At 36.3% G+C, this 24,885-nt stretch carries 26 protein-coding genes; 9 read left to right on the top strand and 17 right to left on the bottom strand.

Annotated features, from left to right (window positions below):
• The first annotated feature begins 1 nt into the window (after position 1).
• The 6 genes from GFU89_RS08535 (at position 2) to GFU89_RS08510 (ending at position 5,309) form a co-directional block, all read left to right on the top strand.
• A complete protein-coding gene (locus GFU89_RS08535; RefSeq protein WP_318846721.1) occupies positions 2-820 on the top strand; it encodes an AraC family transcriptional regulator in 819 nt (272 codons plus the stop codon).
• Positions 821-894: 74 nt separating this feature from the next.
• Positions 895-1,485, top strand: coding sequence for an NAD(P)H-dependent oxidoreductase (locus tag GFU89_RS08530; protein ID WP_318846720.1), 591 nt, complete (start codon positions 895-897; stop codon positions 1,483-1,485).
• Between the two features lie 384 nt (positions 1,486-1,869).
• On the top strand, positions 1,870-3,069 hold the full coding sequence (gene tyrS / locus GFU89_RS08525) for a tyrosine--tRNA ligase (RefSeq protein WP_318846719.1): 1,200 nt from the start codon (positions 1,870-1,872) through the stop codon (positions 3,067-3,069).
• 179 nt (positions 3,070-3,248) lie between these two features.
• Positions 3,249-3,770, top strand: coding sequence for a 3'-5' exoribonuclease domain-containing protein (locus GFU89_RS08520; protein WP_318846718.1), 522 nt, complete (start codon positions 3,249-3,251; stop codon positions 3,768-3,770).
• Between the two features lie 22 nt (positions 3,771-3,792).
• Positions 3,793-4,233 (top strand): GNAT family N-acetyltransferase, encoded by a 441-nt coding sequence (locus GFU89_RS08515; protein ID WP_318846717.1) that lies wholly within the window; start codon positions 3,793-3,795, stop codon positions 4,231-4,233.
• A gap of 434 nt (positions 4,234-4,667) precedes the next feature.
• Positions 4,668-5,309 carry a T9SS type A sorting domain-containing protein gene (locus GFU89_RS08510; protein WP_318846716.1) on the top strand — a complete coding sequence of 214 codons (642 nt, stop codon included), beginning with the start codon at positions 4,668-4,670 and terminating at the stop codon, positions 5,307-5,309.
• 302 nt (positions 5,310-5,611) lie between these two features.
• On the opposite strand, the gene GFU89_RS08505 is transcribed toward GFU89_RS08510, so the two are convergent.
• The 8 genes from GFU89_RS08505 to panD all read right to left on the bottom strand — a co-directional run bounded on the left by GFU89_RS08505 (position 5,612) and on the right by panD (position 13,089).
• Positions 5,612-7,123 carry a protein kinase domain-containing protein gene (locus GFU89_RS08505; RefSeq protein ID WP_318846715.1) on the bottom strand — a complete coding sequence of 504 codons (1,512 nt, stop codon included), beginning with the start codon at positions 7,121-7,123 and terminating at the stop codon, positions 5,612-5,614.
• A 4-nt stretch (positions 7,124-7,127) separates the two neighbouring features.
• A complete protein-coding gene (locus GFU89_RS08500; protein WP_318846714.1) occupies positions 7,128-8,405 on the bottom strand; it encodes a PP2C family serine/threonine-protein phosphatase in 1,278 nt (425 codons plus the stop codon).
• Positions 8,405-9,448, bottom strand: coding sequence for a TerY-C metal binding domain-containing protein (locus GFU89_RS08495; RefSeq protein WP_318846713.1), 1,044 nt, complete (start codon positions 9,446-9,448; stop codon positions 8,405-8,407). The genes GFU89_RS08500 and GFU89_RS08495 overlap by 1 nt, the downstream gene beginning before the upstream one ends.
• 17 nt (positions 9,449-9,465) lie before the next feature.
• Complete coding sequence (locus tag GFU89_RS08490) at positions 9,466-10,104, bottom strand: vWA domain-containing protein (protein WP_318846712.1); 639 nt, start codon at positions 10,102-10,104, stop codon at positions 9,466-9,468.
• 87 nt (positions 10,105-10,191) lie between these two features.
• Positions 10,192-10,869: a TerD family protein gene (locus GFU89_RS08485; protein WP_318846711.1), complete on the bottom strand. Its 678-nt coding sequence runs from the start codon at positions 10,867-10,869 to the stop codon at positions 10,192-10,194.
• A 30-nt stretch (positions 10,870-10,899) separates the two neighbouring features.
• A complete protein-coding gene (locus GFU89_RS08480) occupies positions 10,900-11,475 on the bottom strand; it encodes a TerD family protein (protein ID WP_047378867.1) in 576 nt (191 codons plus the stop codon).
• Between the two features lie 177 nt (positions 11,476-11,652).
• Entirely contained in the window at positions 11,653-12,735 is a 1,083-nt protein-coding gene (locus GFU89_RS08475) for a lysylphosphatidylglycerol synthase transmembrane domain-containing protein (RefSeq protein WP_318846710.1), read from the bottom strand.
• Between the two features lie 3 nt (positions 12,736-12,738).
• The gene (gene panD / locus GFU89_RS08470) at positions 12,739-13,089 is read right to left on the bottom strand and encodes an aspartate 1-decarboxylase (RefSeq protein ID WP_047386679.1); all 351 of its coding nucleotides are present in this window, start codon (positions 13,087-13,089) and stop codon (positions 12,739-12,741) included.
• A 399-nt stretch (positions 13,090-13,488) separates the two neighbouring features.
• On the opposite strand from panD, the gene GFU89_RS08465 reads away from it, so the two are divergent.
• Positions 13,489-13,779 carry an HU family DNA-binding protein gene (locus tag GFU89_RS08465; RefSeq protein WP_002976900.1) on the top strand — a complete coding sequence of 97 codons (291 nt, stop codon included), beginning with the start codon at positions 13,489-13,491 and terminating at the stop codon, positions 13,777-13,779.
• A 259-nt stretch (positions 13,780-14,038) separates the two neighbouring features.
• On the opposite strand, the gene pdxH is transcribed toward GFU89_RS08465, so the two are convergent.
• A complete protein-coding gene (gene pdxH, locus GFU89_RS08460; protein WP_318846709.1) occupies positions 14,039-14,680 on the bottom strand; it encodes a pyridoxamine 5'-phosphate oxidase in 642 nt (213 codons plus the stop codon).
• 24 nt (positions 14,681-14,704) lie between these two features.
• Between pdxH and GFU89_RS08455 the strand changes: the two genes are divergently transcribed.
• Positions 14,705-15,253 (top strand): YqgE/AlgH family protein, encoded by a 549-nt coding sequence (locus tag GFU89_RS08455; protein WP_318846708.1) that lies wholly within the window; start codon positions 14,705-14,707, stop codon positions 15,251-15,253.
• Positions 15,254-15,355: 102 nt separating this feature from the next.
• A complete protein-coding gene (locus GFU89_RS08450) occupies positions 15,356-15,937 on the top strand; it encodes an N-acetylmuramoyl-L-alanine amidase (RefSeq protein ID WP_318846707.1) in 582 nt (193 codons plus the stop codon).
• A gap of 85 nt (positions 15,938-16,022) precedes the next feature.
• Here the strand turns inward: GFU89_RS08450 and GFU89_RS08445 are convergent, their stop codons facing one another.
• From GFU89_RS08445 to GFU89_RS08410, 8 genes are all read right to left on the bottom strand, one after another.
• A complete protein-coding gene (locus GFU89_RS08445; protein ID WP_318846706.1) occupies positions 16,023-16,838 on the bottom strand; it encodes an aminotransferase class IV in 816 nt (271 codons plus the stop codon).
• Positions 16,839-16,916: 78 nt separating this feature from the next.
• A complete protein-coding gene (locus GFU89_RS08440; protein ID WP_034696870.1) occupies positions 16,917-17,303 on the bottom strand; it encodes an START-like domain-containing protein in 387 nt (128 codons plus the stop codon).
• A 188-nt stretch (positions 17,304-17,491) separates the two neighbouring features.
• On the bottom strand, positions 17,492-18,667 hold the full coding sequence (locus GFU89_RS08435) for an aspartate aminotransferase family protein (protein WP_318847162.1): 1,176 nt from the start codon (positions 18,665-18,667) through the stop codon (positions 17,492-17,494).
• Positions 18,668-18,766: 99 nt separating this feature from the next.
• A complete protein-coding gene (locus GFU89_RS08430; protein ID WP_318846705.1) occupies positions 18,767-20,506 on the bottom strand; it encodes an OstA-like protein in 1,740 nt (579 codons plus the stop codon).
• Between the two features lie 3 nt (positions 20,507-20,509).
• A complete protein-coding gene (locus GFU89_RS08425; RefSeq protein WP_047386665.1) occupies positions 20,510-20,983 on the bottom strand; it encodes a Fur family transcriptional regulator in 474 nt (157 codons plus the stop codon).
• 66 nt (positions 20,984-21,049) lie between these two features.
• Complete coding sequence (locus GFU89_RS08420; RefSeq protein ID WP_318846704.1) at positions 21,050-23,044, bottom strand: KUP/HAK/KT family potassium transporter; 1,995 nt, start codon at positions 23,042-23,044, stop codon at positions 21,050-21,052.
• Positions 23,045-23,158: 114 nt separating this feature from the next.
• Positions 23,159-24,139: a pyruvate dehydrogenase complex E1 component subunit beta gene (locus GFU89_RS08415; protein WP_047378880.1), complete on the bottom strand. Its 981-nt coding sequence runs from the start codon at positions 24,137-24,139 to the stop codon at positions 23,159-23,161.
• Between the two features lie 240 nt (positions 24,140-24,379).
• Complete coding sequence (locus GFU89_RS08410; protein WP_318846703.1) at positions 24,380-24,799, bottom strand: DUF2147 domain-containing protein; 420 nt, start codon at positions 24,797-24,799, stop codon at positions 24,380-24,382.
• Positions 24,800-24,885 lie beyond the last annotated feature (86 nt).

The raw sequence follows: 24,885 nt of genomic DNA, 5'->3' as shown, positions 1-24,885 counted from the left end.
TATGGAATTACCAACGGAATATAATGAGTTTAGAATTTCAGTTCCTCAGGAATTTGAAAATGTATTTACCCATTTTTATTTTGCTGAAAATATTTCTGATCTATCTGTTACCAAAACTCTCTTACCCACTTATCAAACTATTTTATTATTCTGTTTTGGTGAAAGTGCTACGATGTCTACCCGGGAAAAGACGACCGTCACAGTAGATAAATGCATAATATTTGGCCCTGTGAGACAATCTTTTGAATATACGCTTCCGGCAGGCTGTTCTATTCTGGTCGCTAATTTTAAAGATGATGCCTTCTTCAGATTTTTTGGGAAGGTATCCATTGAACAATCGGTAAGACATCCGGACGAACTGCTGGAAGAAAACTGTTTTACGGATCTTTGGTATCAACTGACAGGATTAGGGTCAACCACAGAGCAAGTGAATCATATTCTTGAATTCTGCCAACCTTATCTTCAGCATCAGGATACTACCAGCAAGCTTTTGAGCAGTTTTGAAAATGATCTTTTAAATCCTGTCAAAGTTATTGCGGAACAGACTCATCAGACTGAAAGAAATATTCAGCGCAAACAGAAGGAACAGTTTGGATATTCTTTGAAAGAACTTAACCGCTATAACCGTTTTTTAAAAGCTGTAAAAATCATTGAAGAGGAAACCGGAAAACAAAGTAAAGTGAAATGGTTTACCATCATTGATGAGTGCGGTTATTATGACCAAAGCCAGCTTATCCATGATTTCAAGCATTTTATGAATATTTCGCCTGCTCAGTATTTGAAATTTCAGCAGGAGATCTGTAATCCAAAGTCTAAATAAGCGTTTCGTTTTCTTACAATTTTTGCAAAGTACATCCTGCTACTTTTGTCTCATTAATCTTAACAAGAAAAACAATGAGACATTTAATAATTTACGCACATCCGAATGAAAACAGTTTAAATCATAGCCTTTTAAGCACGGTTGTTGAAACGCTTCAATCCAGAAATGAGGAAATCGTTGTGAGAGATTTGTATGCAGCAGGTTTTGATCCTGTATTTTCTTTGGCTGATATGCAGGGACAGCGCATGGGAAAGGTAGCTGATGATATACAACTTGAACAGGACTATATTTCATGGGCAGAACAGATTACTTTTATTTATCCTATCTGGTGGACGGGTCTTCCAGCTATGATGAAAGGCTTTATAGACCGTGTTTTCAGTTATGGCTTTGCCTACCGTTATGACCAAGGCATACAAAAAGGACTTCTGACAGGTAAAAAAACTGTCATTATCAATACCCACGGAAAATCTCATGAAGAATATGAACAAACTGGAATGGATAAAGCTCTCACGTTGACCTCGGATAACGGAATTTTCATCTACTCCGGACTGGAAATTATCAGACATTTATTTTTCGATAAGGCTGATAGAGCTACTCCCGAAGAACTTGAGAGCTGGAAAGATCAAATTAGAAATCTATATTCTGAGCATGTCCTTAATTATTAAATAACAATTCATCCTGTATTTTGCTTTTAAGAGATTTATGGCATGAAATTAGCTTCAAAAACCGCAAGTAAAATTGTTTTGAACCATTATTTTAAGCCATTAGGATAGATGGACGGTTAAGTTTTTTTTAAAAACAAATCTTGTTATAACCTTGCAATACGTCTTAATGGTTTAAATATTGGCTCTCCAGGAAATCCCTGAATATTACATCACAATGAAACACTTAAACAGTATATTACGTCTTCCATTCTTCAGTGAATATTACGTTCCGAGCTATCGTTCGGGAAGACTTTCTATATCTGTAATTCAATAAAAATAATCTCACGTATATATAGAGCCCGGACAGTACCTGTCCGGGCTTTTTTCATTTTAAAACTATTCAACATGATTCATTTATTACAAGAAAATGTGGCTATTATCCTGCCAGAAAACAGTTTGGAGGAAAAACTTACACAAGCCAAAGAAGAAAACAGAAAGCTGTCTATCAAGCTGGGGTTCGATCCTACTGCTCCGGATCTCCATCTGGGACATGCCGTGGTGCTAAAAAAGCTGAAACAATTTCAGGACCTGGGACATCAGATCATTATAGTCGTAGGAAGCTTTACGGCAAGAATTGGTGATCCAACGGGGAAAAATAAGGCCCGAAAACCTCTGACTGCTGAAGATGTACAGCATAATGCACAGACTTATATCAATCAGCTTTCCAAAGTAATTGATGTTCAGAAGACAAAGATTGTTTTCAATTCTGACTGGCTGGATGCCCTTGACTTTTCAGAGGTTATCCAACTGCTGTCGAAAGTTACCGTTGCTCAATTGATGCACCGCAACGATTTTAATAAAAGATTTACGGAAAATACTCCTATTGCCATGCATGAACTGGTATACCCTATTCTTCAGGGTTTTGATTCTGTAAAAATTGAGTGTGATATCGAAATGGGTGGTACGGATCAGCTTTTCAACTGTACAATGGGGAGACAGCTTCAGGAGGTACATGGAATGCCAGCACAGATTGTCATATGCATGCCATTGCTGAAGGGCCTTGACGGAAAGGAAAAAATGAGTAAATCCCTGAACAATATTATCGGGCTGACAGACGAGCCTAATGAAATGTTTGGAAAAACAATGTCTATTCCGGATGCATTGATTGAGGAATTTATCAACCTGACCACAGATTTTTCGGTGGAAGAAAAAACGATTCTTATTTCCAGGATAACAGAAGGCGAAAATCCTATGAGGATTAAAAAAATCATTGCTAAGAATATCATCAGTCAATACCATGATGATGCTTCAGCAGAGAATGCTGAACAGTACTTTATCAATCAGTTTCAAAATAAAAATTTTGAAGAGAAAGTGTATGAAACTGTTTCTATAGGTTCTTTAACGAATATTCAAAACAAAATATCTCTAGTAGAGCTTTGTCATCATCTTAAAAGTGACCTCAGTAAATCTGCAGTCCGAAGATTAATTGAGAATGGAGGAGTTCAAATCAACACCATCAAAAAAACGGACTCCGATGAAGAAATTGAACTGATCCCGCAAACGAAGATAAAAATCGGGAGAAGAGGCTTTTTTGAGTTAATATAAGGCTGGAAAATGGAAGCCGGGAGAAAAAAGTTTCTGGATGACGAGTAACACCTGAAATTATTTGATTTATTTTTTTAAATAAAAGTTCTTTACAGCACAAAAATCACTTCTAGCTTCCTTCTTCCGGCTTCCCTCCTTCAACTTATTTCAATATCTTCGTTTTCTTAAAACTATTTCCAATGAGTTACATCATGGTTGACATAGAGTCGGATGGGCCGATTCCCGGTGATTTTTCAATGGTCTGTTTCGGGGCAGTACTTGTCACAGAGGAGCTGGACACTACTTTTTATGGAAAACTGAAACCCATTTCTGAGAAATTCAATCCTGATGCTTTAGCCGTTTCCGGTTTCAGCAGGGAAGAAACAATGAATTTTGATGATCCTCAGACTGTGATGCTTGCCTTTGAAGACTGGATTAAAACAAATTCCAAAGGCAGACCTATTTTCATCAGTGATAATAATGGTTTCGACTGGATGTTTATCTGCTGGTATTTTCATCATTTTCTCGGACGGAATCCTTTCGGTTTTTCTTCCAGAAGGCTTTCTGATCTTTACTGTGGATTGGAAAGAGATACTTTTGCACAATGGAAGCACCTTCGCAAGACTGAGCACACGCACAATCCGGTAGATGATGCCCGGGGAAATGCAGAAGTTTTGCTGTACATGAAAGAAGAGATGGGACTGAAAATTGCATTAAAATAGAATCTAATTTTTATTTTTGAATATGGATGTTAACCTGCGTTATAAACAAGCTGATGATACTGATATTGATTTTCTTCTCAACCTCAGAATGAAAACCATGAACCCTCATTATGAAAATTCAGGGTTATCTACTGACAGAGAAACAACTTTGCAAAGAGTTCTATACCAGTTTGAAAAAGCCAATATTATTCTTTTAAACAATGAACCCATAGGACTGTTAAAAGTAGACCGGACATTTACCAACATTGAGGTTCTGCAACTTCAGATTGATCCCAGCCAACAAGGTAAGGGACTTGGAAAAAAGATTTTGGCTGATATTCTGGAGGAAGCATCGTTAGCTGGAAAGACGGTATCATTAAGCGTCTTAAAAACCAATAAGGCACAACATCTTTATACAACTCTTGGTTTTAGAATTGTGGGCGAAGATCAGTATTCTTATTTTATGGAAACTGAAAAACAATAATTTGAAAATCATCTAAGTTTTGGCTAAAGCCGTTGGCATTTTATTTTTTTAACGGGCTGGAGCCTGTTCCTATTGAAAAATTTACCATTTCAGTTTTATCAGTATTCTGTAAACATAAATTCTACCACTATCTGAAAATCAACAAGCCAATTACTCATATACTTTTTGTTTTTGCAGTAAATTGATCATCATTCAGCTACTTATCATGTACTCTATTTCCAGAATAATCCGGTATATTCTAAAGGAAGAATAAGGGTACTCTCCTTTCTATGCGTATGTATCATACTCAACAGCTACAGCATTTCATTTCCATCAGCTTTCAGCATTCCAAACCTGTATATCTTTGAGCCGTTTCACAAAATCAGGCATTGTGAATTAATCATTATAAATGATTTAAAACCCTTAAAGAATACTAACAACTAAATTAAAAACGAATGCAGACAAATTTACTTTTTCAAAGGATTTTAATGATTTCCTTTATCATTTTCAGTTTAAAAAGTTTTGGTAAAACAATTGTACTGAATGTCAATAATGCCAATTCTGATGGTTCTCTGTATCAAATCAACGAAAATGTAGTCATTGGAGATAAGATACGTTTTACCAACAATTTAAATTATGCTATCAGTCAACAAAACACCAGCTTTATAAGCGGTCCTGGAGGCAATATTGCGATCAATATTCAGCCGGGAGGATATTATGAGCTGGAACTGACATCAGAGACCCAGACCATGTTTACTTTTGTCCATATGAATATGACTCAGAATAAATATTATAACAGCAGGATCAATTTAACATTTGCTGCTTTAAAAGTAAGTGAGACATCAGGAAACGACAACGGAATGAAGGTATTTCCCAATCCATCCCGTGATGTACTTCATATAACATCAAAAGAGAATATAGAAGAGGTTGCTCTTTTTGATGCCAGTGGAAAATTACTATTCACTAAAAAAATAATCAATACAAAAAATAATCACAAAGAAAATATTAATCTGTCTTTTTATGTAAAAGGCAGGTATTTTCTGAAGGTAAAAAATTCTGATGACACCTATTCTACAACTAACGTGATTAAAGAATAAATACCTGATTAAGACATTCTCATAATTATTTTAATATTACTCTTTTTTCTTCCGGCTGCTAATTTTAAAACTGTTATTTAAAAGCCGGAAGAATTTTAAATCGTTGTTAAAAAATATAAAATGTATTATATTTTTCCCCGTGACCTAGAAGAACTGCTGATATGGTTTCTCATAAAAATTATGCCTTTCTACTATCTCTTCCGCCCCTCTCTTTCACGATCCAGATTATATTTTACGATCATAAAAATTACTGTCCTTATTTTGGACAAAATTTTTATTCACAAAACTATTTAATTCAAATTTTACTGATTGGCCATTGTCACATAGATCAATCTTCCTCCTTCTTCTGCAGACAATAATATTTTCTTACCATCCGTCAGCTCAACCATAGAACCGGGCGGAATTTCTTTTTGTTCTGTAATATCTTTCATTCCTGATAAACCTTGGTTTACCAATACCCAACTTCCCTGATGAAACGTGAAATATCCTACGGGCATTTTGTCCTGCATTGTCAGATTTTCGTTACGTATCACTTTCCTGGAAACATGCCATTTGAATAAGTATTGATTATGATAGACCATCAGTCTGTGATTTTCCGGTTTCCATACCTCATCATCAAATTTGAAATATAAGTCTAATACCGGTAATGTTCCCTGATGTGGTGTTCCACAGAACGGACATTTAGGACTGCTGGTATTATCAAAAACATACCATTTTTCGGTACAACTTGAATTGTGGCAAGGCTGTATCAGATCTACGGTTTTCAACAGAGCTGCTTCCCATTCATTGGCTGTGGGACGTCTGATTGGGTCATGCAATCCATCTATAAAGGTTTTTCTGAAAAGACCTGAAATGTAAGGTCCGGTTACGGTATAAGGAATCTTTTGAGGATCGCCCCAGAATGCATCCCATTTCCGGAGATGATCTGCTTTTACCTGATTGGAAGGATTTTCTGGATCTTCCACAAATAGGGCTTTTTCTCCCATAGACAGAATTTCATCTTTTTCGGAATCCAGATCCCAGATTTTTCCTCCGCGCAAAGGATGTCTTCTTAGCAGATACATGTAAATCAGAACAGCAAGGGCATGCAGATCTGTTTTTTGGTTAGGCAGATGTCTTCCCGGATCCTGAAGGCTTAAATGTTTGGTTTTTAACACTTCGGGAGCAATAAAATCTGCAGTTCCAATTACTTCCGGTGGAAACAGTTTGGGAACAACAAGACCGTCTATATCAATGATACAGGCAGATTTCGTTACGGGATCTACCAGAATATTATTATAAGATAAATCGGAATGCGCGAGCCCCATCTGATGCAGCTTTTTCACCCCTCTACTGATATTGACAGCAATCTGAAAATAACTCAGCCAGTCTCCCAGCTCCGACTGATCTAATCTCAACGGATACTGCTGATTCCTGAACATGGGTGCAGTAAACCATTTCCCAACCTTATCCTGTCCTTTAATATTATCTGAACCGATGTATCCTTTTGCAAAATAAAATTTATTATGATAAACAGGAACTACAATTCCTGTGAGTTTATTTCTTTCAACAATGTCATAAGGCCATCTGAATATTTCGTTCAGAAAGTACTCTGAGGTATTCCCGTTCTGTATACTCTGCAGATAGGTAGAAACAATTCTCATGATCCTTTCTTTTTGTCCTTCATCCAGCGGACTGCGGTAAAAAGCCACCACATAATCTTTATCGGGAGAAAAGTACACATCTTTCACGCCGCCCCGGATAGGGTTTTCATCTATATATTCATAGGATTTGGCTGTATCCAGAACAGAAACAACCTTAATGGTCTTTTTCATGGTATTAATAGATTATTGCCAATGTTCGGTCATCGTGATTTCCTCTGCTCCAGAAATCGCTCCATATTAAAAGTTGTTCATCAATTTTTTCGTCATTGATAAAATCTGCTTTCGTCCGGTCATCATTATTTCCGGCCAGATCTTCAAAAATTGATTTCCAGCTTTCTGTATCTTCCAGTTTGTTTTCTGTAATGAATTTCGGATCATAAATACCATCTGTCATCAGCACGAGGTAGGAAAAATCATCCACACAAGTGATGCGAAAACGGGACGACAATTGATCGTTAAAAATCTCTTTCATGGTGATAAAACGGGTACCACCACTAAACTCACCCACATCCATCTGGTTCAAAAGTTTCACTTCAGAAAAATCAGAATTGATGAGGTTAATCGGGCAGTCTCCAACTCCAAAACTAAGAATGACATATCCAAAACTGAATTTTTTAAGTAATATAAAGATCAGTGTAGCATGCAGATCACTTACAGACAGTGAATGTTCTGCTGCCGTTTTTTCTAATGTTTGATAAACCTCTACAACACTCTCCGATACAATATTTTTGATGCTTTTTTCAGCATCTGAGCGCTCTTCCCTTGAAGATCCAATATCATACATGCGACTGATATTGTTTTCAATTTCGTGTAAAATTTCCTGCGAATTGAAAAATTGATTAATCGTTGTCGTTGCCAATCTTGAGCCTTCTCTTGCAGTTGTTGCTGAACCTGCTCCATCTGAAACAGAAACAATATTCCAGTCTCCAGGAAGGTTATTTACTGCAAAATCATCTTCACGAAATTTCCCTTCATGAGCATGGGAACGTCCTCTTTTGGATGCCACAACAATTTTTTTGTCTGAAAAGAAACCTTTGAAAGAGTCTTCTTCTGATTTATAGAAAACTGCATTTGTATCACTGGGAATATTCTTCCATAAGTCTTTTGGGTCTGCGTTTACAAACAGCTGAATCTTCTTTATTTCAATCTGGTTTGGGTCATGAATATGATAAAACTGAACATCCAGGTGATACATATTGTTGGTAACCGGAGTTCCTGATAGGGTATTATTTTCAAAAGTGAGTCCTGTTTCTTCCAGGTTTCCGATATTCTGAATTTTTATGTTCGGAAAATCGTCCATATCAAGGCTGAATTCATAATATTGCTTTGCATTGGCATTTTTTAATATCCAATGAGCGTCTTTAAATTCTTCTTTTTCTCTGTAAACGACAGCTTGTTCTATCGTCTTCGGTTTAGATTCAGAGGCTGATTTCTTGAAAAATTTCCCCATCATTATCCCAGGGTTCTGTTAATATCAAATCCTCCACCGGAAAATCCGTAATAATCCGAAGTTCCACACCATGGACATTTGCTGTATCCTTCTCCTCTCAAACAATGGATCCCGCCGCAGGAACAGGTTGCCAATGCAATCGGATTGGCACAGTGAGGACATGAAGTACCTCCTTCCAGTTCTTCTATATTGATTTTAAGATGTGTTTTCTGATTAGAAGAAAGTCTGTAATAGGCTTTTTCATCAATTTTATAAGCTCCATCCAGTCTGTAATATCTTGTTGCCATTCCTGGAATACTCGATTCAGCAAAGGCTTTTTTAAATTTCATCAGATAAAGCTTTTCAGTTTCCTGACATTTCCCATTTAATACTACAAAATTGTTGTCCGGGAATTTCTGTTCCATTTCAGGATCTACTTTCTCAAGAATAAGAGAATCGATCTTAGAAAGGTTAATTCCTTCTTTCTTGGCTTCTGTTACGCTCTGGCTGGTCGTTTTAATAGAATCTGTTACCCACTTGAAAAATTCTTTATAGGAATTCTCATCAGAGTTATTGAAAAGCAATACATTATCGGCTAATGAACCGAGCAGCTTATAATTTGTATTTTCACCGATAGATACGGCAATAGTGTTGGGTTTTCCACTGTATTTGTTATTCCACCTCTCAATAGCTTTGGTGGCATCATCAGTGGGAACTCCGTCTGTAAAAAGGAAAACGATGGGTTTCCAGTCTCCTTTTCTTTCATAGGTAGTTTTCACAATATCCCTGTCGATACAATCCATTACTTTAATCAAACCCTGGGAAAGTGACGTCCCGCTCCCGATGGGAATTTTAGGTGGATAAAAGCTGATAATATCCTGCATGGGAGTAATCACTTCCGCTTCTCCTGCAAAACCTATCACAGAAATATAAACGGTTTCGAGTGAATACGGATCTTTTTTTAATTCTCTGATAATATTGGCGATACCTTCCTGTACCTGCTCAATAGGTTCTCCTACCATAGATTCGGAGATGTCTACTAAAAAATAAATAGGCAGTCTTCTCATGTTGTAAAGACAATTTTTTAAATAATAATAGTAAGCTCCGATGGTGGCGGAGGCAGTGTGATATTTTCTCCTGTATTCTGTGAGTGTCCTCCCTGTGTGATGGAAGAACTTACCCATTTGAAAAAGGAAGAAAGGGTAATGGCGTCTGTGGTATCTAGTTTTACCACATGATCTGTCAGTTCTTTAAGATACTGTTCATCGGCTTTCGGACCTGCAGCACAGCCTACAATGGCTCCAAATTCCAATCCTCTGATCACAGGAATCATCTGTCTGTATTTCTGAATATCTGAAGGTTTTCCATCTGTAAATATAAAAAGTAGCGGCTGCCAGTCTCCTTTTGCATCCGCCGATTCTTTTACGATTTCTCGCTGCACCAATTCGGAAACCATTTCCAATGCAGCTCCCGTATGGGTTGGCCCGCTATCCGGACAGGTAATTTCCATGGGATAAAAACTCGCCAGATCTGTTAAAGGGATAATATTTTTCACTTCTCTATCGAAGGTAATGACGCTCAAATGAAGGCTGTCCATTGCCTGCGGATCTGCACGAAGCATACTAATCAATCCGTTGAATCCGTTATTCAGTGCCTGAATAGGTTCCCCGTTCATAGAACCTGATGTATCTAATAAAAAATAGGCTAATAATCTCCTGCTCATTATACGACAATATTAATTCTAAATCCGGCGGAGGAAGTCTTCGACTTCCTCCGCCGGATTTATTTTGGTTTGATAAATTTTGAAAATCTAGTTGGAATAAGCGTATTGCTGTTTAAGAATATCTATAAAGTTATCTGTATGATGCGGCTCACCCACAGCACGGAATTTCCAGTCTCCGTTATGACGGTATGCTTCTGCAAAAACCATTGCACACATCCCGTTCATACTTGAATCTCCGGAAAGGCTGTATTTTGTAATTTCTTTTCCTGTAGCATCCACCGCCCGGATAAATGCATTTTCGATCATTCCGAAGTGCTGGTTATTGGTTTTTCCCTGATAAATGGTAACCAGGAATACAATTTTCTGATAACTCTGATCCAGCTGATCCAGTCTTACAATAATCTGCTCATCATCTCCATCTCCCGCTCCGGTTCTGTTGTCTCCTGTAAGCCATACATTTCCGCTTGGGTGCTGCATAGAATTGAAGAAAACCACATCTCCCTGATAAAGCGCCATCTGTCTTCCGTCATTGGTCTGTACGGTTCTTCCAAGATTCGCTACTTTACCGTTACCATCTAAGAGAAAGGCCACTGCATCAAGGTCATATTCAGCTTCTTTACTAAACAGTTTCCCAAAGAATCCACTGCCTTGTTTTCTTACATCCCATCCTAAACCGATGGTTACCTTTGAAAGATCATAAACACTTTCTCCACGGTCATTCTTTCTTAAATCTATCGTTTGTCCTTTCTGTAAATTAATTGCCATAGTTATCGTTTTTGTGTATTTGGGTGTTTTTTATTTGATGATTTGTCCTTTGTAATATTTCTCCAGGAAGAAGCCCAGATCTGCTCTGTATCCTATCCCTGAAGCTTCAAATTTCCAGCTCCCGTTTCTTTTGTACAGCCTTCCGAACTCTACTCCTGTTTCAATAGAGAAATCTTCATCCAGCTCATATTTTGCAATTTCCTGGTTTGAATGGTTATCAACAACTCTGATGTAAGAGTTTCTTACCTGTCCGAAATTCTGTCTTCTTCTTTCAAAATCTTCTATAGTGACTACGAAAAGAATCTCTTCCACTCTTGAATCTACTTTATCAAGATCTATCACGATTGCTTCATCATCGTCACCATCACTGTTTTTACCATTGGGATCATCACCTGTATGCGTAAGAGCTCCGTCCGGAGAATTCAGGTTATTGTAAAAAACAAAGTATTCTTCGCTTACTAATTTTCTGTCAGAATCAATCATGATTGCAGAAGCATCAAGGTCAAAATCGTAGCCGGTTCCTTCATTAGGATCCCAACCTAGCCCAATCGTCATTTTCGTCAATCCTATATCGATCTTTTGCCCTTTCTGTAGATTAATTGCCATAGTGTTTTATATTATGATTATTTTTCGCATTAAGATAGAAGTGATTTATGAATTGACCAAATTTATTTAGGAAAAAATGATCTACAAAGCCCAATTAAAGCTATTTAAGTCACCAATTACCATAAAAAAAGGTCCAATTGAAAAATTGAACCTTGTATTGTATAGAAGAGTATTGAATTACTTTTCGAAATCCTTATCCGAAACAGCAGCATTTCTTGCTTTTGCCAGCATAGGAATGGAAATCAGTCCCATCACCAGCATAATCACAATCTGCAGCGGTAAAGAAATAAAGGAATACGTCAATCCCATTTCCCCTCCGAAATCAGCACTTTTTCCTATTGAAATAAAGAGTGCCATAAAACCATACTTCATCGCAAGGTTATAAGCCCCAATACCTCCACTGGCAGGAATAATCATTCCCAATGTTCCTACTACAATAATAAAGAAACCGTCTGCAAAGGTAAATGCGGAGGTTTCAGGAAGTGCAAAGCAAACCAGATAGGCGGCTAAATAATAACAAATCCAGATTCCTAATGTATAAAGGATAAATTTCCCTTTTTCTTTTAATTTAAAAATGGAAGTTATTCCTTGAAGAATACCTTTTCCAAAATTGATAAGTTTTTCTTTTTTATATTTATAGAGAAGACCTAAACCTACTAAAACCAATATTCCCAGAGCAATTTTAACATACAGATAAAATGAATCAAAATCATTTACCCCCAACTTCATTATTTGTTTCTCAAAAAAATTAGGAATAAATTCTTCCTTTTCATCTTTCTTATCCATTACAAAATGGTAGAAAGCAAGAATTGCTTTAAATTTAAAAATTCCTGTCAGAACTAAAAAACCTGCCATACAAATAAGATCCACTACTCTTTCCAAAATAATAGTCCCTATAGATTTGTCCACAGGTACTTTTTCCACTCCATATAAAGTTGTCGCTCTTGCCACTTCCCCACTTCTCGGAATGGTAAGGTTCATCAGATACCCAAATGATATAGACCAAAGCGCATTGGAATTTGAAATTTTGTATCCCATGGGTTCCAGCATCAGATTCCAGCGGATAGCTCTAAACCAATAGGCAAGAAGGCCAAATACGGATGCTAACAATACCCAAAGATAGTTCGCTTTCGCCAGTGACTTCTGAATGACTTTAAAGTCAAGCCCTCTTAAGGCAAGCCATAAAAAAAAGCCTGCAAAAGCAAGCGATATTACTATTGTTAGTATTGATTTTATTGGACTTTTTGATATTTTCTCCATGTACTAGGTAAGAAGATTTGTTTTTTCATCCGGAAAAACAATCTTCGGTTGGAAGTCTTTGGCTTCTTCCGGGGTCATCTGTGCATAAGCAATGACGATGATGATATCATCTTTCTGTACTTTTCTTGCTGCAGGCCCGTTCAGACATACTTCTCCGGATTTTCTTTTTCCTTTGATAACGTAGGTATCAAAACGTTCTCCATTGTTCACATTCACAATATAGACCCTTTCTCCTACTACCAGACCGGCAGCTTCAATAAGATCTTCATCTATTGTTATACTTCCTATATAATTAAGGTCAGAGGCAGTTACTCTCACCCTATGAATCTTAGACTTGAAAACTTCTATTAGCATGGTGCGAATTTACTAATAAAAATTAATAAAATAGGTCTTTACTATCATTAAAAAAACTCCCACAAATACAGGGGGTAATTTTATAAAACACAAGAATTCCGAGAATTACTTATAAATTTAATAATCATATGGTTAAAAAAATTAATTGTCTATACTTAATTTAGGATTTAATAAATACAAAAAATAATATTAACTTTTTGCTAAAGTCAATACACATAAGCATTTGGCATGATTTTAGTAACGCGTAACGTAGGTTTTCCGTGAAAATTGGAATTATCATATTTTAACTAATTTCACCGAAAAGCAAAAAAATTTTACAAGTTTTAATAAAAAAATTGCACAATTAGAAAATAGTATTATATTTGCTATAATTACGAACTAACTTTAATATTAAAAATTATGAACAAGTCTGAATTAATCGACGCAATCGCTAAAGATGCAGGTATCACTAAAGTTGCAGCAAAGGCTGCTTTAGAGTCTTTCATTGGTAACGTAACTACTACTTTAAAGAAAAAAGACGGTAAAGTGTCTTTAGTAGGTTTCGGTACTTTCTCAGTAGCTGAGAGAGCAGCTAGACAAGGTATTAACCCTGCAACTAAAAAACCGATCAAGATCGCTGCTAAAAAAGTAGCTAAATTTAAAGCTGGAGCTGATTTATCAAATGCAGTTTCAGGTGCTAAGAAAAAATAATCATTCAGATTAAAAAAATTCAAGGGCTGTTTCTTAGAAACGGCCTTTTTTTATTTAAAATGATGGTAGAAATTAAACCATTAAGAAGTTTTAAGCGGTTAAGAATTATTAAGTTTTGGCTAAAGCCGTTATTATTACAATAAATAAGCGGGCTAAAGCCCGCTTCTATTGATATTGTAAAGTCTATATAATCAGTGTCTCAGTATATTATTTAAAACAACTGCTACCACCAACCTCTAATCTACCTTCTAAATTCCATTTAAGGTGCCAGTCTCGAAATCTTCCAATCCAGATCCTCAAGCTGATAAATAATCCTGTCATGAAGACGATTAGGTCTACCTTGCCAGAATTCAATTTCATAAGGTCTTGCCAGGTACCCACCCCAATTGGCAGGTCTTGGAACTTCTGTATTTTCATATTCCTTTTCCAGCTCTTTTAATTTACCTTCCAAAAACTCTCTATTCGGAATCACCTGACTCTGTGGAGAAACTACAGCTCCCAGCTGGCTTCCTTTCGGTCTTGAATGAAAATACCCATCACTTAAGTTTTCTGCCAGTTTTTCAAGATCTGCTTTAATGATAATCTGTCTTTCAAGATTAGGCCAAAAGAAATGCAGACATGCTTTATGATTGTTTTCTATTGCTTTACCTTTTCGGCTGTTATAATTGGTATAAAAAATAAAACCTTCATGGGTATATGCTTTAAGAAGTACCATTCTTGTTCTCGGACACCCATCTTCCTCTACAGTAGAAACAGCCATAGCATTGGCTTCTGAGATCATTGGACTCTCATTTGCCTCCAAAAACCAGTCTCTAAACTGCTCCATTGGATTTTGTTTTATCTCACTTTCAATAAGTTGGGATTTATCGTACACTTTTCTTTTGTCGTGCAGGTTTTCCATAAATATTTTTTATTAAATTTGAGTATGAATCACTCATACAAAGGTAAAATATTAATCTCGACACCTGACATTTCCGGCGATATTTTTTCAAGATCGGTAGTATTGGTTATTGAACATAATGAAAGTGGTGCATTTGGTTTGATTCTGAATAAAAAGAACAGCCAGATGAGCAGCAAGTTCAAAGATTTTTTTGACTTTAAAATTGAGGTGTATGATGGAGGGCCAGTGGAAAACGACAAAGTCTTTTTTATTGTAAAAGGTAAAAGGGTTACTGAGATCTATACAGACATCACAGATGAATACTATCTTACAGAAGATATTGACCGTATCATCAACTCTGTTTTGAGCAGCGAACTGGACATTGAACACATCAAAATATTTTCAGGGTACTCAGGATGGTCTCCCGGCCAGCTGGATACTGAAGTTCAAAGAAAAATGTGGACGGTAGTAGATGTTTATAATCTTGATTATACACTTCCCAATGATCAAACTCTTTGGAAATCTATTATGCAGAATCTTGGAGGAGAATTTCTTCTTTGGGCGAATTCACCTGAAGATATTTCGCTGAATTAATGTGTCATTTTCATATCAATCAGACAATTAACAAACTTTAAGATTCCTTTAACCAATTTTAAAGAAAGTTTTTCCGTTCTTTGAAAAACTAAAATCACTGATATGAAAGGTATTACATTACTTGCTTTATCAATATTTTCTACCGCATTTTTATCATTTACTCCCATTAACAAAAAATACATTGTCATAGATGCCGGACACGGTGGAAATGATTTTGGGGCAACACATGGTGAAATTCGTGAAAAAAATATATCATTAAGCGTTGCTAAAGAAATCCAAAAGATCAATGAAAGCCAGGATCAATATGAGATCATTCTGACAAGGGATTCTGACACGTATCCTTCTCTTTCCGAAAGAACAGATCAGATCAATAAACTTAATCCTGAAATGGTCATTTCACTCCATGTCAACACTTCTCCTGAACAAGAGAGAGCTGATAACGCATTTGAAGTTTACACTCAGAATTCTGATGTTTCAAAGGAGTTGGCTGGAAAAATTTACAAGAAATTCAATGCCCGTAAAATATCGGAGAGTAATCTTCATATTTTAAGAGAAACTAAAGCGCCTGCCGTATTGGTAGAACTTGGATTCATCAATAATTCTGAAAACAGGAATTATATAACGAGTGAAAAGGGGCAAAAAGAAATCGCACAGAAATTTGTTGAAATCATCAACGAATACTAAAATAAATAAACAATTTCTGATTTAATCAGAATAAAACCCGGTAAAGGACTTCTGGAACTTTGTTGTTTACCGGGTTTGTCAATTTTTATTGATTAAAACTTTTCTTCCAGCCTTCTACTAATTCTGAGAAGCGGGAGTTTTCAAAAGTTTTATTTCTTATCTTACCTACAGAAAATATTCCTTTTTCTTCAGAAATCATTAAAATCTCTTCAGCTTTCTGAGATTCGAATGCGATAATCTCGTGTTCCTGAATATCAGCAAGGTTATTTTTATGTAAAAAAGTAACAAAATTTTCCATCAAAGGAGAAATGTAAGCTCCTTCGGTCTGCTTCGGTACTTTAATAACGTCACCTTCTAAAAAAAGAAGATTTCCAACAGTGGTACGTGCTATTCTTTTGTTTGGGTTCAGAAGAATAACGTCATCAAGGTCATTTTCCTGGGCATAGATCGCTCCGTAGATGTTTTCCGGACAGTGAACTCTAATATTGCTCAGAAGGTTGTTATTAACGTTAATTTCTTTAATCAAATCCAATTCTAAAAGTCTTTGATGAACTGCCAGTACATCTTCCATTTCTAAAACTTCGAAAAAATAAGAGACAGAAGATTTTGCCAATGTCACTTCATCATTGTTTCTGAACACCTGGAAATTGATAATTCCGTTCTTTACTCCTTTACCTTCAATAATTTCTTTTTGAAAGAGTGACTGGAAAAACTCCAGGGTGTAAGTCAAAGGAATATTCATTCTCATCTTTCTCATGGAAGCCATCAGGAAAAAATAGCATTCTTCGTCCATGATCAACCCACCATTTCTTACAAAGAAAGAAACCTTCACTGAGTCTCCCCAAAGGAAGGCTCTGTTCTTTACATTTAACTCGTCTGATGTAAAATATTGATTTTCCAATTTTTGATGTGATTTATTTACAAAAAAATAATGAACGATAAATCGTTCATCAGTTTTATCATTTAATATAGCCCGGTATTATGCCGCACCTAGTTTTATTCTCAGGTTCTCAATAAGATTTTCCCAATACATTGCGTTCTCTTCTTCATCACCTTCTTCACAGAAATCTGTAATATTTAAAGCCAGATCTTCTGTAATATCATCAATTGTGATCGTCATTTCAAAGAAATTTTTTGTTCCTTCATCTTCTTCCCATCTGAAACGCACGAAACCTTCAGGCTTATATCTGATCAAAGTGGCCTTCTCAGCAGGACCTCCACCCCAGCTAAAAAAGAAATCATCGCCTTTCTCTGTTACCTCATCCGCAAACCATTCAGACAATCCTTCTGCAGTTGCCAGATATTCGTATAAAATCTCTGATAAACAGTGCATTGGAAATTCGTAATGGACTTTATGTTTCGCCATATAATCTTTGTTTTATCGTCCCGCAATATATAAATTAATTTTTTTATTACGCAAAAAAACAATTACTTTTTTAAAGAATCAGTATGATATTTATCACAGGATTTAAATCCTTATCCCATTAATTTTTAATGGATAAAGTTATCATGCACAGCATAAAAAAATCTCTCTGAAGCAGAGAGATTTTATCTTTAATTTTCGTTCAGTATATCAAGAATAATCTGACATCCTTCTCTGATCTCCTCTTTAGATAATGTAAGAGGCGGGGAAATCCTCAGGTATTTATTTCTGTACAGCTGCCAGAAAACAACAAGCCCTTTTTCCATACATTTTTTTGCAACTTCCAGTGTATATTCAGGAGTTCCGAGGTTCACAGCAAGCATTAAGCCTTTGCCGTTGATATTTTTAATTTTAGGATGAACTAAAAGTTCTCTGAAGAGTTTTTCTTTTTCTTCCACTTCATTCATAAGCCCGCTGTCCAGCACTTCTCTTAAAGTAGCGTAACTTGCCGCAGCAATCAACGGATTTCCTCCAAAAGTGGTAATATGACCTAGCTTTGGTGAATGTGATAAGCTTTCCATAATTTCTCTGGAACTCATAAAAGCTCCTACGGGAACTCCTCCTCCCATTCCTTTACCCATCACCAGGATATCAGGAACGATTCCAAAGTGTTCAAAAGAGAATAGCTTCCCTGTTCTTCCAAATCCGGGCTGAATTTCATCTAAAATTAAAAGCGCTCCCACTTCTTCACATCTTCTCTTCAGTTTGATCAGATAATCATTATCGGGAACCAGAAACCCTGCTGCTCCCTGAATGGTTTCCAGGATAACACAAGCCGTTTTTTCAGTTATTTTATCGAAGTCTTTTTCATTATTAAATTCAATGAAAGAAACCATGGGCAGTAAGGGGCGGAATTCTCTTTTATGGGTTTCGTTTCCTGAAACACTCAAAGCACCATGAGTATTCCCGTGGTAAGAGTCTTTAAAGGATACAATTTCTTCTCTCCCTGTATATCGTTTTGCCAGCTTCAGACTTCCGTCAATAGCCTCAGCACCACTGTTCACAAGATAGGTAACTTCCAAAGGCTCCGGAGTTGCTTCTGCAAGCAGTCTGCATAATGCAATAGGTTTCTCCTGTGCATATTCACCATATACCATTACGTGAAGGTATTTATCTGCCTGTTCTTTGATTGCATTCACAATCTTAGGGTGTGAATGACCGAGTGTATTGGCAGAAACTCCTGCTACAAAGTCAAGATATCTTTTTCCGTCTGTACCGTAAATATAGCTTCCTTCTGCTTTTTCAACTTCAAAACCTGCTGCAAATTTTGTGGTTTGAGCCTGATATATAAAAAAATCTTTATGCATTTCCATTGTCTCCAAAATTTCAGCAAAGCTATAAAAGATTCATTAAAGGTTAAAATATTAATCCACAAAAAAAAGACCAGCGAGTACTGGTCTTTTCTATTATTTTCTGGTCCGTTTCGGCTTTTTAGCTTCTTCTTTGGCTTTTTCGTCATCAATTGCTTTCTGCGCGTTATCGAAGAGCTCGCTATCAGCGGTATATTTTATTTCTTCGTTGTTCGGGGTATCTACAAGGATATCCTGCCACTTTCGAATCCTGTCTTTGGTATTCCAGTTAAAATCGGGGAACTTCCTTCGTGCAGGTTCTATTTTACTCATCGGATAAGTGTCTGAATTTGCTCCGATACTGCATGAAATAATCTGCAGGGCTCTTTCTTCAAACAATGCTCCGATAATTCCACAGGTAGAAAGGGTAATTCCTATTCTTTCCGGTTTTTTGGTTTCCTGATCGGTATCATCTACATAGACAATAGACTGGGCATTCCCAACTACTCTCGCTTCTTTAATATCATTTTTCTCATAGTAAACCGTCATGAACTTTCCTTTCACCTGGTTGAATTCATCTTTCAGAGTAAGTGAATCTACTTTACTGATAGCAAAGGCATTTCCGATTACTTTTAATGAGTCTATATCTTCTGTCTTGGTATTAAAGTAAGCTTCTACTTTATCACCTGTCACCTGCTTTTCACCACTCCACAAAATGGGACTTGTATACATATGCATCACTCCATCTGTTTCATTGAAAGCAATGGAGTCTGCTCTTCCCTGTGCATTGGATTTGTAAATACGGGCTTTTTTAAAGGCTCTCAGATAGCTTTTCTTCACTTTAATATCAAGTGAATCCGGCCTTTGATAAGAGATAATTTTTTCTGCTGCAAAATAAATGGAATCTTTTTCCATCACTTTTACGGCATAAGGATTTTTCGTCATCATCGCAGAGTCTTTTTTCTCAAAAATCTCTCCGTATCCTCCTTTTATATATCTTCTTTCTTTTGGATCATCAAGGGTTACATTTCCGGTGGCTTTACCAAATCCTGAAATCTGATTGTAATACATATCATCACCGGTAAGGATTTTATCGTTATAATAGATCCTGGAGTTTTTGGTTAGATAAGCCTCCTTAGAATCCATTTTATAGGTTCCTCTTTCAGTATATATTCTGTTTCGGGAATTGGTTTTGCTGGTAATGGTTGTAGGTCCATTAAAATCAGCAATTTTTGTATTCTGATTCTGCTTGATATTAGGACCTTCTATGATATATTGAGGCGTTTCTATTTTTACATTACCAGTAAGGTCTACAATTCTTGTATTGAGAAAGTAAGTTCCTACTTTGGCATAGGTTACATTCTGACCATCAGAGATCGTTCCACCTGTATTAAAATAAGCCTGGTTAGCCAGCCTGTCATAATACAGAATATCTGTTTTTATTGTTTGTTTAGGGTCGGTTAAAACCACGTTTTTTCTGGCAACACCTTTTTGGGTATTGGCATCATATTCCATTTCTCCTGCTGTAATTACAGAGCCATCTGTATTTTGAAGCCTTGTATTGCCTATTGCTTTTACAAAGTTTTCTTCATTATACAGGACTACTTCATCCGCAGTAAGAATGGAGCCCTGATGTTCAATCTGAACATGCCCGGTAAAATATTGATTTCCGTCGTACTTTTCAGGGTCTTTCTTGATTTCGTCCGCATGGATGATTTTTACTTTATCTTCAGGTCTCACCTGTTTGGGCTGAGCCGGTGAAGGAGTCTGCAAATAGGGATCTCTCTTCACAGGAGTTTTTTCCTGCGCAAAGCTTAGCGTAGAAATAAAGATTAACAGAAAAAGGATTATTCTCATTAATTAGTCATTCTTAGTGCCATAGAAATATAGCGAATGAGAATCAATTCTTACGCCAAACGCTTCTTCAATGGCTTCTTTGATTCCTTGGATTCTTGGGTCGCAGAATTCAATAATTTCTTCAATCTCTTTATCAGAGTCTTTTTTGTAGATCACCAGGTGGTCATGCTGTTTGTCAAAATAAGACTTCTCATAAGATGAAGAGGTCAATGTTTTTTCTCCGAACTGATGCTTACGGATCAATCCTGCATCAAGGAAAATTTCAATAGTGTTGTAAATCGTTGCCTTAGAAACATGATATTTCTTCTGCATCATCAGAAGATACAGATCATCAACATTGAAGTGATGATCCATATTATAAATCTCTTCTAATATCGTATATCTTTCAGGTGTGTTTCTGAACCCTTTTTCTAATAAGTAGTTTCTCAAAACATCCTTGATCAAAGCTATATTTTTTTCTTTTTGTACTGTATCCATTAAAAAAATTATCTACAAATTTATTGAATTTTATTTAAATAGATAGTATGGTTAGATGCCATAAGGCTAAGAGTTGTGACGGAAGTACCCCGACTGCTCAATCTTATTATCATAAACCGTAAGTTCTGTAATAGGTGCAGATTCTACCTCAACGTTATGAGAAGATACTCCCCAAGCCTTAAAGTCATCACTTCCGATATACTTCACAAAGTTATAAATGTTAAGAATAATCTTTTGTTTAACCGTTAAAAGGATATCGTTGATATAAGTATTATCTATGATTACATATTTAAGATCCGGTGGTATTTCATGAGATCTTAAAGAAGGATGGCTGCTTCTTGAAGGAATGGTTCCGTCCGCCATTAAATCTTTAAGGACCATATTAAAGTAATCATTGATTCTTCTGTCTACTTTAAATCCTAAAAGGAAGTTGATTTTATATACTGTTCCCGGAAGAATTTCGTCTACGGTGTATTTAAACGTATAGGGATCTTCCTGGTTTACGATGCTCAGGATAAAGTAATGATCTGCTCTTTTCGGCTGTTTTTTGATGATGGAATAGATAATTTTTGATTCCACTTCATCATTTCTTTTGGCTCTGCTCAGATAAGCAAGGTTGGTAGCGTATTTCGGGATGGTTTCATCCAGTTTCATGTCTTTAAGGATAGAAACATACTTTTCTATTTTCACAAACTGAATAAATCTTGTTTTGATCAAACGTCCGTTATACCATGCATACATAGAAAGTCCGATAGAACCAGCTAATACAACTGTAATCCATCCTCCTTCCAGGAATTTGATAATATTGGCACTGAAGAAACCTAGTTCAATAGCCATATAAACAAATGCGAAAAATAAAATCAATATTTTGCTTACTCTTTGTTTCAATAACCAGAACACAAGCAGAATTGTTGTCATCAGCATCGTGACCGTAATGGAAAGTCCATAAGCGGCTTCCATTTTTCCGGATTCTCTGAAATGCAGAACAACAATAATACACAGAATAAGTAGTCCCCAATTGATTCTTGGGATATACATCTGTCCTTTAACTCCGGAAGGATAATCAATTTTTTGATTCGGCCATAAGTTAAGAGACATTGCTTCTGAGAATATGGTGAAAGAACCTGTAATCAATGCCTGGCTGGCAATAATTGCAGCTGCTGTTGCTAAAATTACTCCCGGAATAATCATCCATTCTTCCATAATTCCAAAGAAAGGGTTTACTACGGAGAATCCAGGTTTATTGTAATTGGTCAAAAGCCAAGCTCCCTGCCCAAGATAGTTTAGAATAAGCATGATTTTAACGAATCCCCAGCTTACTCTGATATTTTTTGCACCACAGTGTCCTAAGTCTGAATAAAGAGCTTCAGCTCCTGTTGTACAAAGGAAAACAGCTCCTAAAATAACAATAGCACTCGGTGAGTTGACAATAAGCTTGTAAGCATAGTAAGGATTGAAAGATCTTAAGATTTCAAAGTTTTCACTCAAATGCATTACTCCCAAACCTCCTAATACCAGGAACCAAACCACCATTACAGGGCCAAAAAACTTCCCGATAAAGCTGGTCCCGAATTGCTGTACCACAAAAATAACAATCAAAATTCCAATGGTAATTGGTACAACAGGGGTGTGAGGATTATAAATTTCAAGACCTTCAATAGCTGACATTACGGTAAGCGATGGTGTAATTACCCCGTCTGCAATAAGAGCAGCTGCTCCTACAATGGCAATGAGATACAACCAACCTTTTTTAAGGTTTTTCACAAGTGAAAACAAAGCAAGAATACCTCCTTCACCTTTGTTATCTGCTCTTAAAGCAATGATCACATATTTTATGGTAGTCTGAAGTGTAAGAGTCCAGATAATACAGGAAAGAGCACCTTCTATGTATTCATTGAACGGCATATTACTTCCTTGAAATTGTGCATTCACAATTGCTTTCATTACGTAAAGCGGTGAGGTACCAATATCTCCAAAAACAATTCCTAGAGACACTAAAACTCCCATAAAGGAAAGCTTCTTTATATCGAAGTGGTAACCATCTTCTGTAACTTCTGCCATATCAGCTTAATTTATTTTAAAGGCGCAAATTTATACTAATTTTATGACGTCAAGAATTTTTCTTCATGAATATAATAAATGAAAAAACTTCCTTTCGGAAGTTTTTCTCTATAACTATTTTACGTACATCGCTTTTTTGATTTCCTCTTTTACTTTTTCAAGTTTAGGGAACCATTCTGCAAATAATGCTGCAGAGTAAGGTGCAGGTGCATCAGGAGTAGTAATTCTCTTGATAGGAGCATCTAAATAGTCAAATGCTTTTTGCTGTACCATATAAGTAATTTCAGAAGATATAGAAGCAAATGGCCAAGCTTCTTCTAAAATAACCAATCTATTTGTTTTCTTCACTGATGCCAGAATAGTATCAAAATCAAGAGGACGAACTGTTCTAAGGTCAATAACCTCTACAGAGATTCCTTCTTTAGCCATATCTTCAGCAGCCTGTAAAGCCAGCTTCATGATCTTACCGAAAGAAACCAAAGTAACGTCTGTACCTTCTCTCTTGATATCTGCTTTTCCTAATGGTAAGTAGTATTCTTCTTCAGGAATTTCCATTTTATCTCCATACATCTGCTCAGATTCCATGAAGATAACCGGGTCATTATCCTGAATTGCAGTTTTCAACAACCCTTTCGCATCGTAAGGATTTGAAGGAACCACTACTTTAAGACCAGGAATGTTTGCAAACCAGTTCTCAAAAGCCTGAGAATGGGTAGCTCCTAATTGTCCTGCAGAAGCCGTAGGTCCACGGAAAACAATTGGACAGTTCCATTGTCCACCACTCATCTGACGGATTTTTGCAGCATTATTGATAATCTGATCAATTCCTACCAATGAGAAATTGAATGTCATATACTCTACAATTGGTCTGTTACCATTCATCGCAGCACCCACAGCAATTCCTGTAAAACCAAGTTCTGCAATTGGGGTATCGATTACTCTTTTAGGACCAAACTCATCCAGCATTCCTTTTGAAGCTTTATAAGCACCATTGTATTCCGCAACTTCCTCCCCCATTAAAAAGATGGATTCGTCTTTACGCATTTCCTCGCTCATTGCCTGTGCAATTACCTCACGAAAAGTATATTCTGCCATATTTATTCGAAAAATTTAGACTACAAAAATAGTGAATTTTTATTATACACATCATAAAAAGGCTTTTCATTTGAATGATGAAGTTATAATATTAATTTTATTTAAAACTGATTCTTCTCTTGTAGACTCAGTTCTGTGTAGTTTTCCATAAGGTCATGAAGAAATTCCTATCCATTCTTTATATACAAAAAATGACACCTCATTTCTGAAATGTCATTTAAAATTCTATTTAAACTTATATTAATTCATTTTCTCCCAAACCTGGGTTCTTCCTAATAGAGATAATCCTAAGTAACCTCTTACATTCAGCTTATCTCCGCTTCTTGTAATGGTACACTTGTATGTTTTCCCTGTTTTAGGATCTGTAATTGTTCCTCCTGTGAATTCATCACCATCTTTTTTCAGTCCTCTGATGATCTCCAGCCCTACAATTGGTTTCCCTTTTCTGTCATCCTTACAAGCTGAACAGTTCGGATCAGCTGGTTTTACCAACAACTGGGAAACTTTCCCATAATATTTTCCATCTGATTTTTTGAATACTTCAACAATAGATTTTGCCTGTTTTGTCTCATCATCTATCGTTTTCCACTTGCCTTCTATCTGAGCAAATGTAAGTACACCACATAAAGAAAGCGCGAACGTTAACAATATTTTTTTCATATTTCTTATAGTTTTAATTTTAATACAATATTCTTATCTACGTATTGATAAAAATATAAATTAATTTTCAACGAACAAAAACTTTT

It is taken from the genome of Chryseobacterium sp. JV558 (assembly GCF_033712365.1).
Classification (GTDB): Bacteria; Bacteroidota; Bacteroidia; order Flavobacteriales; family Weeksellaceae; genus Chryseobacterium.
Note: the sequence above shows the minus strand (reverse complement) of the source record. Positions and strands in the feature narration are given on the sequence as shown.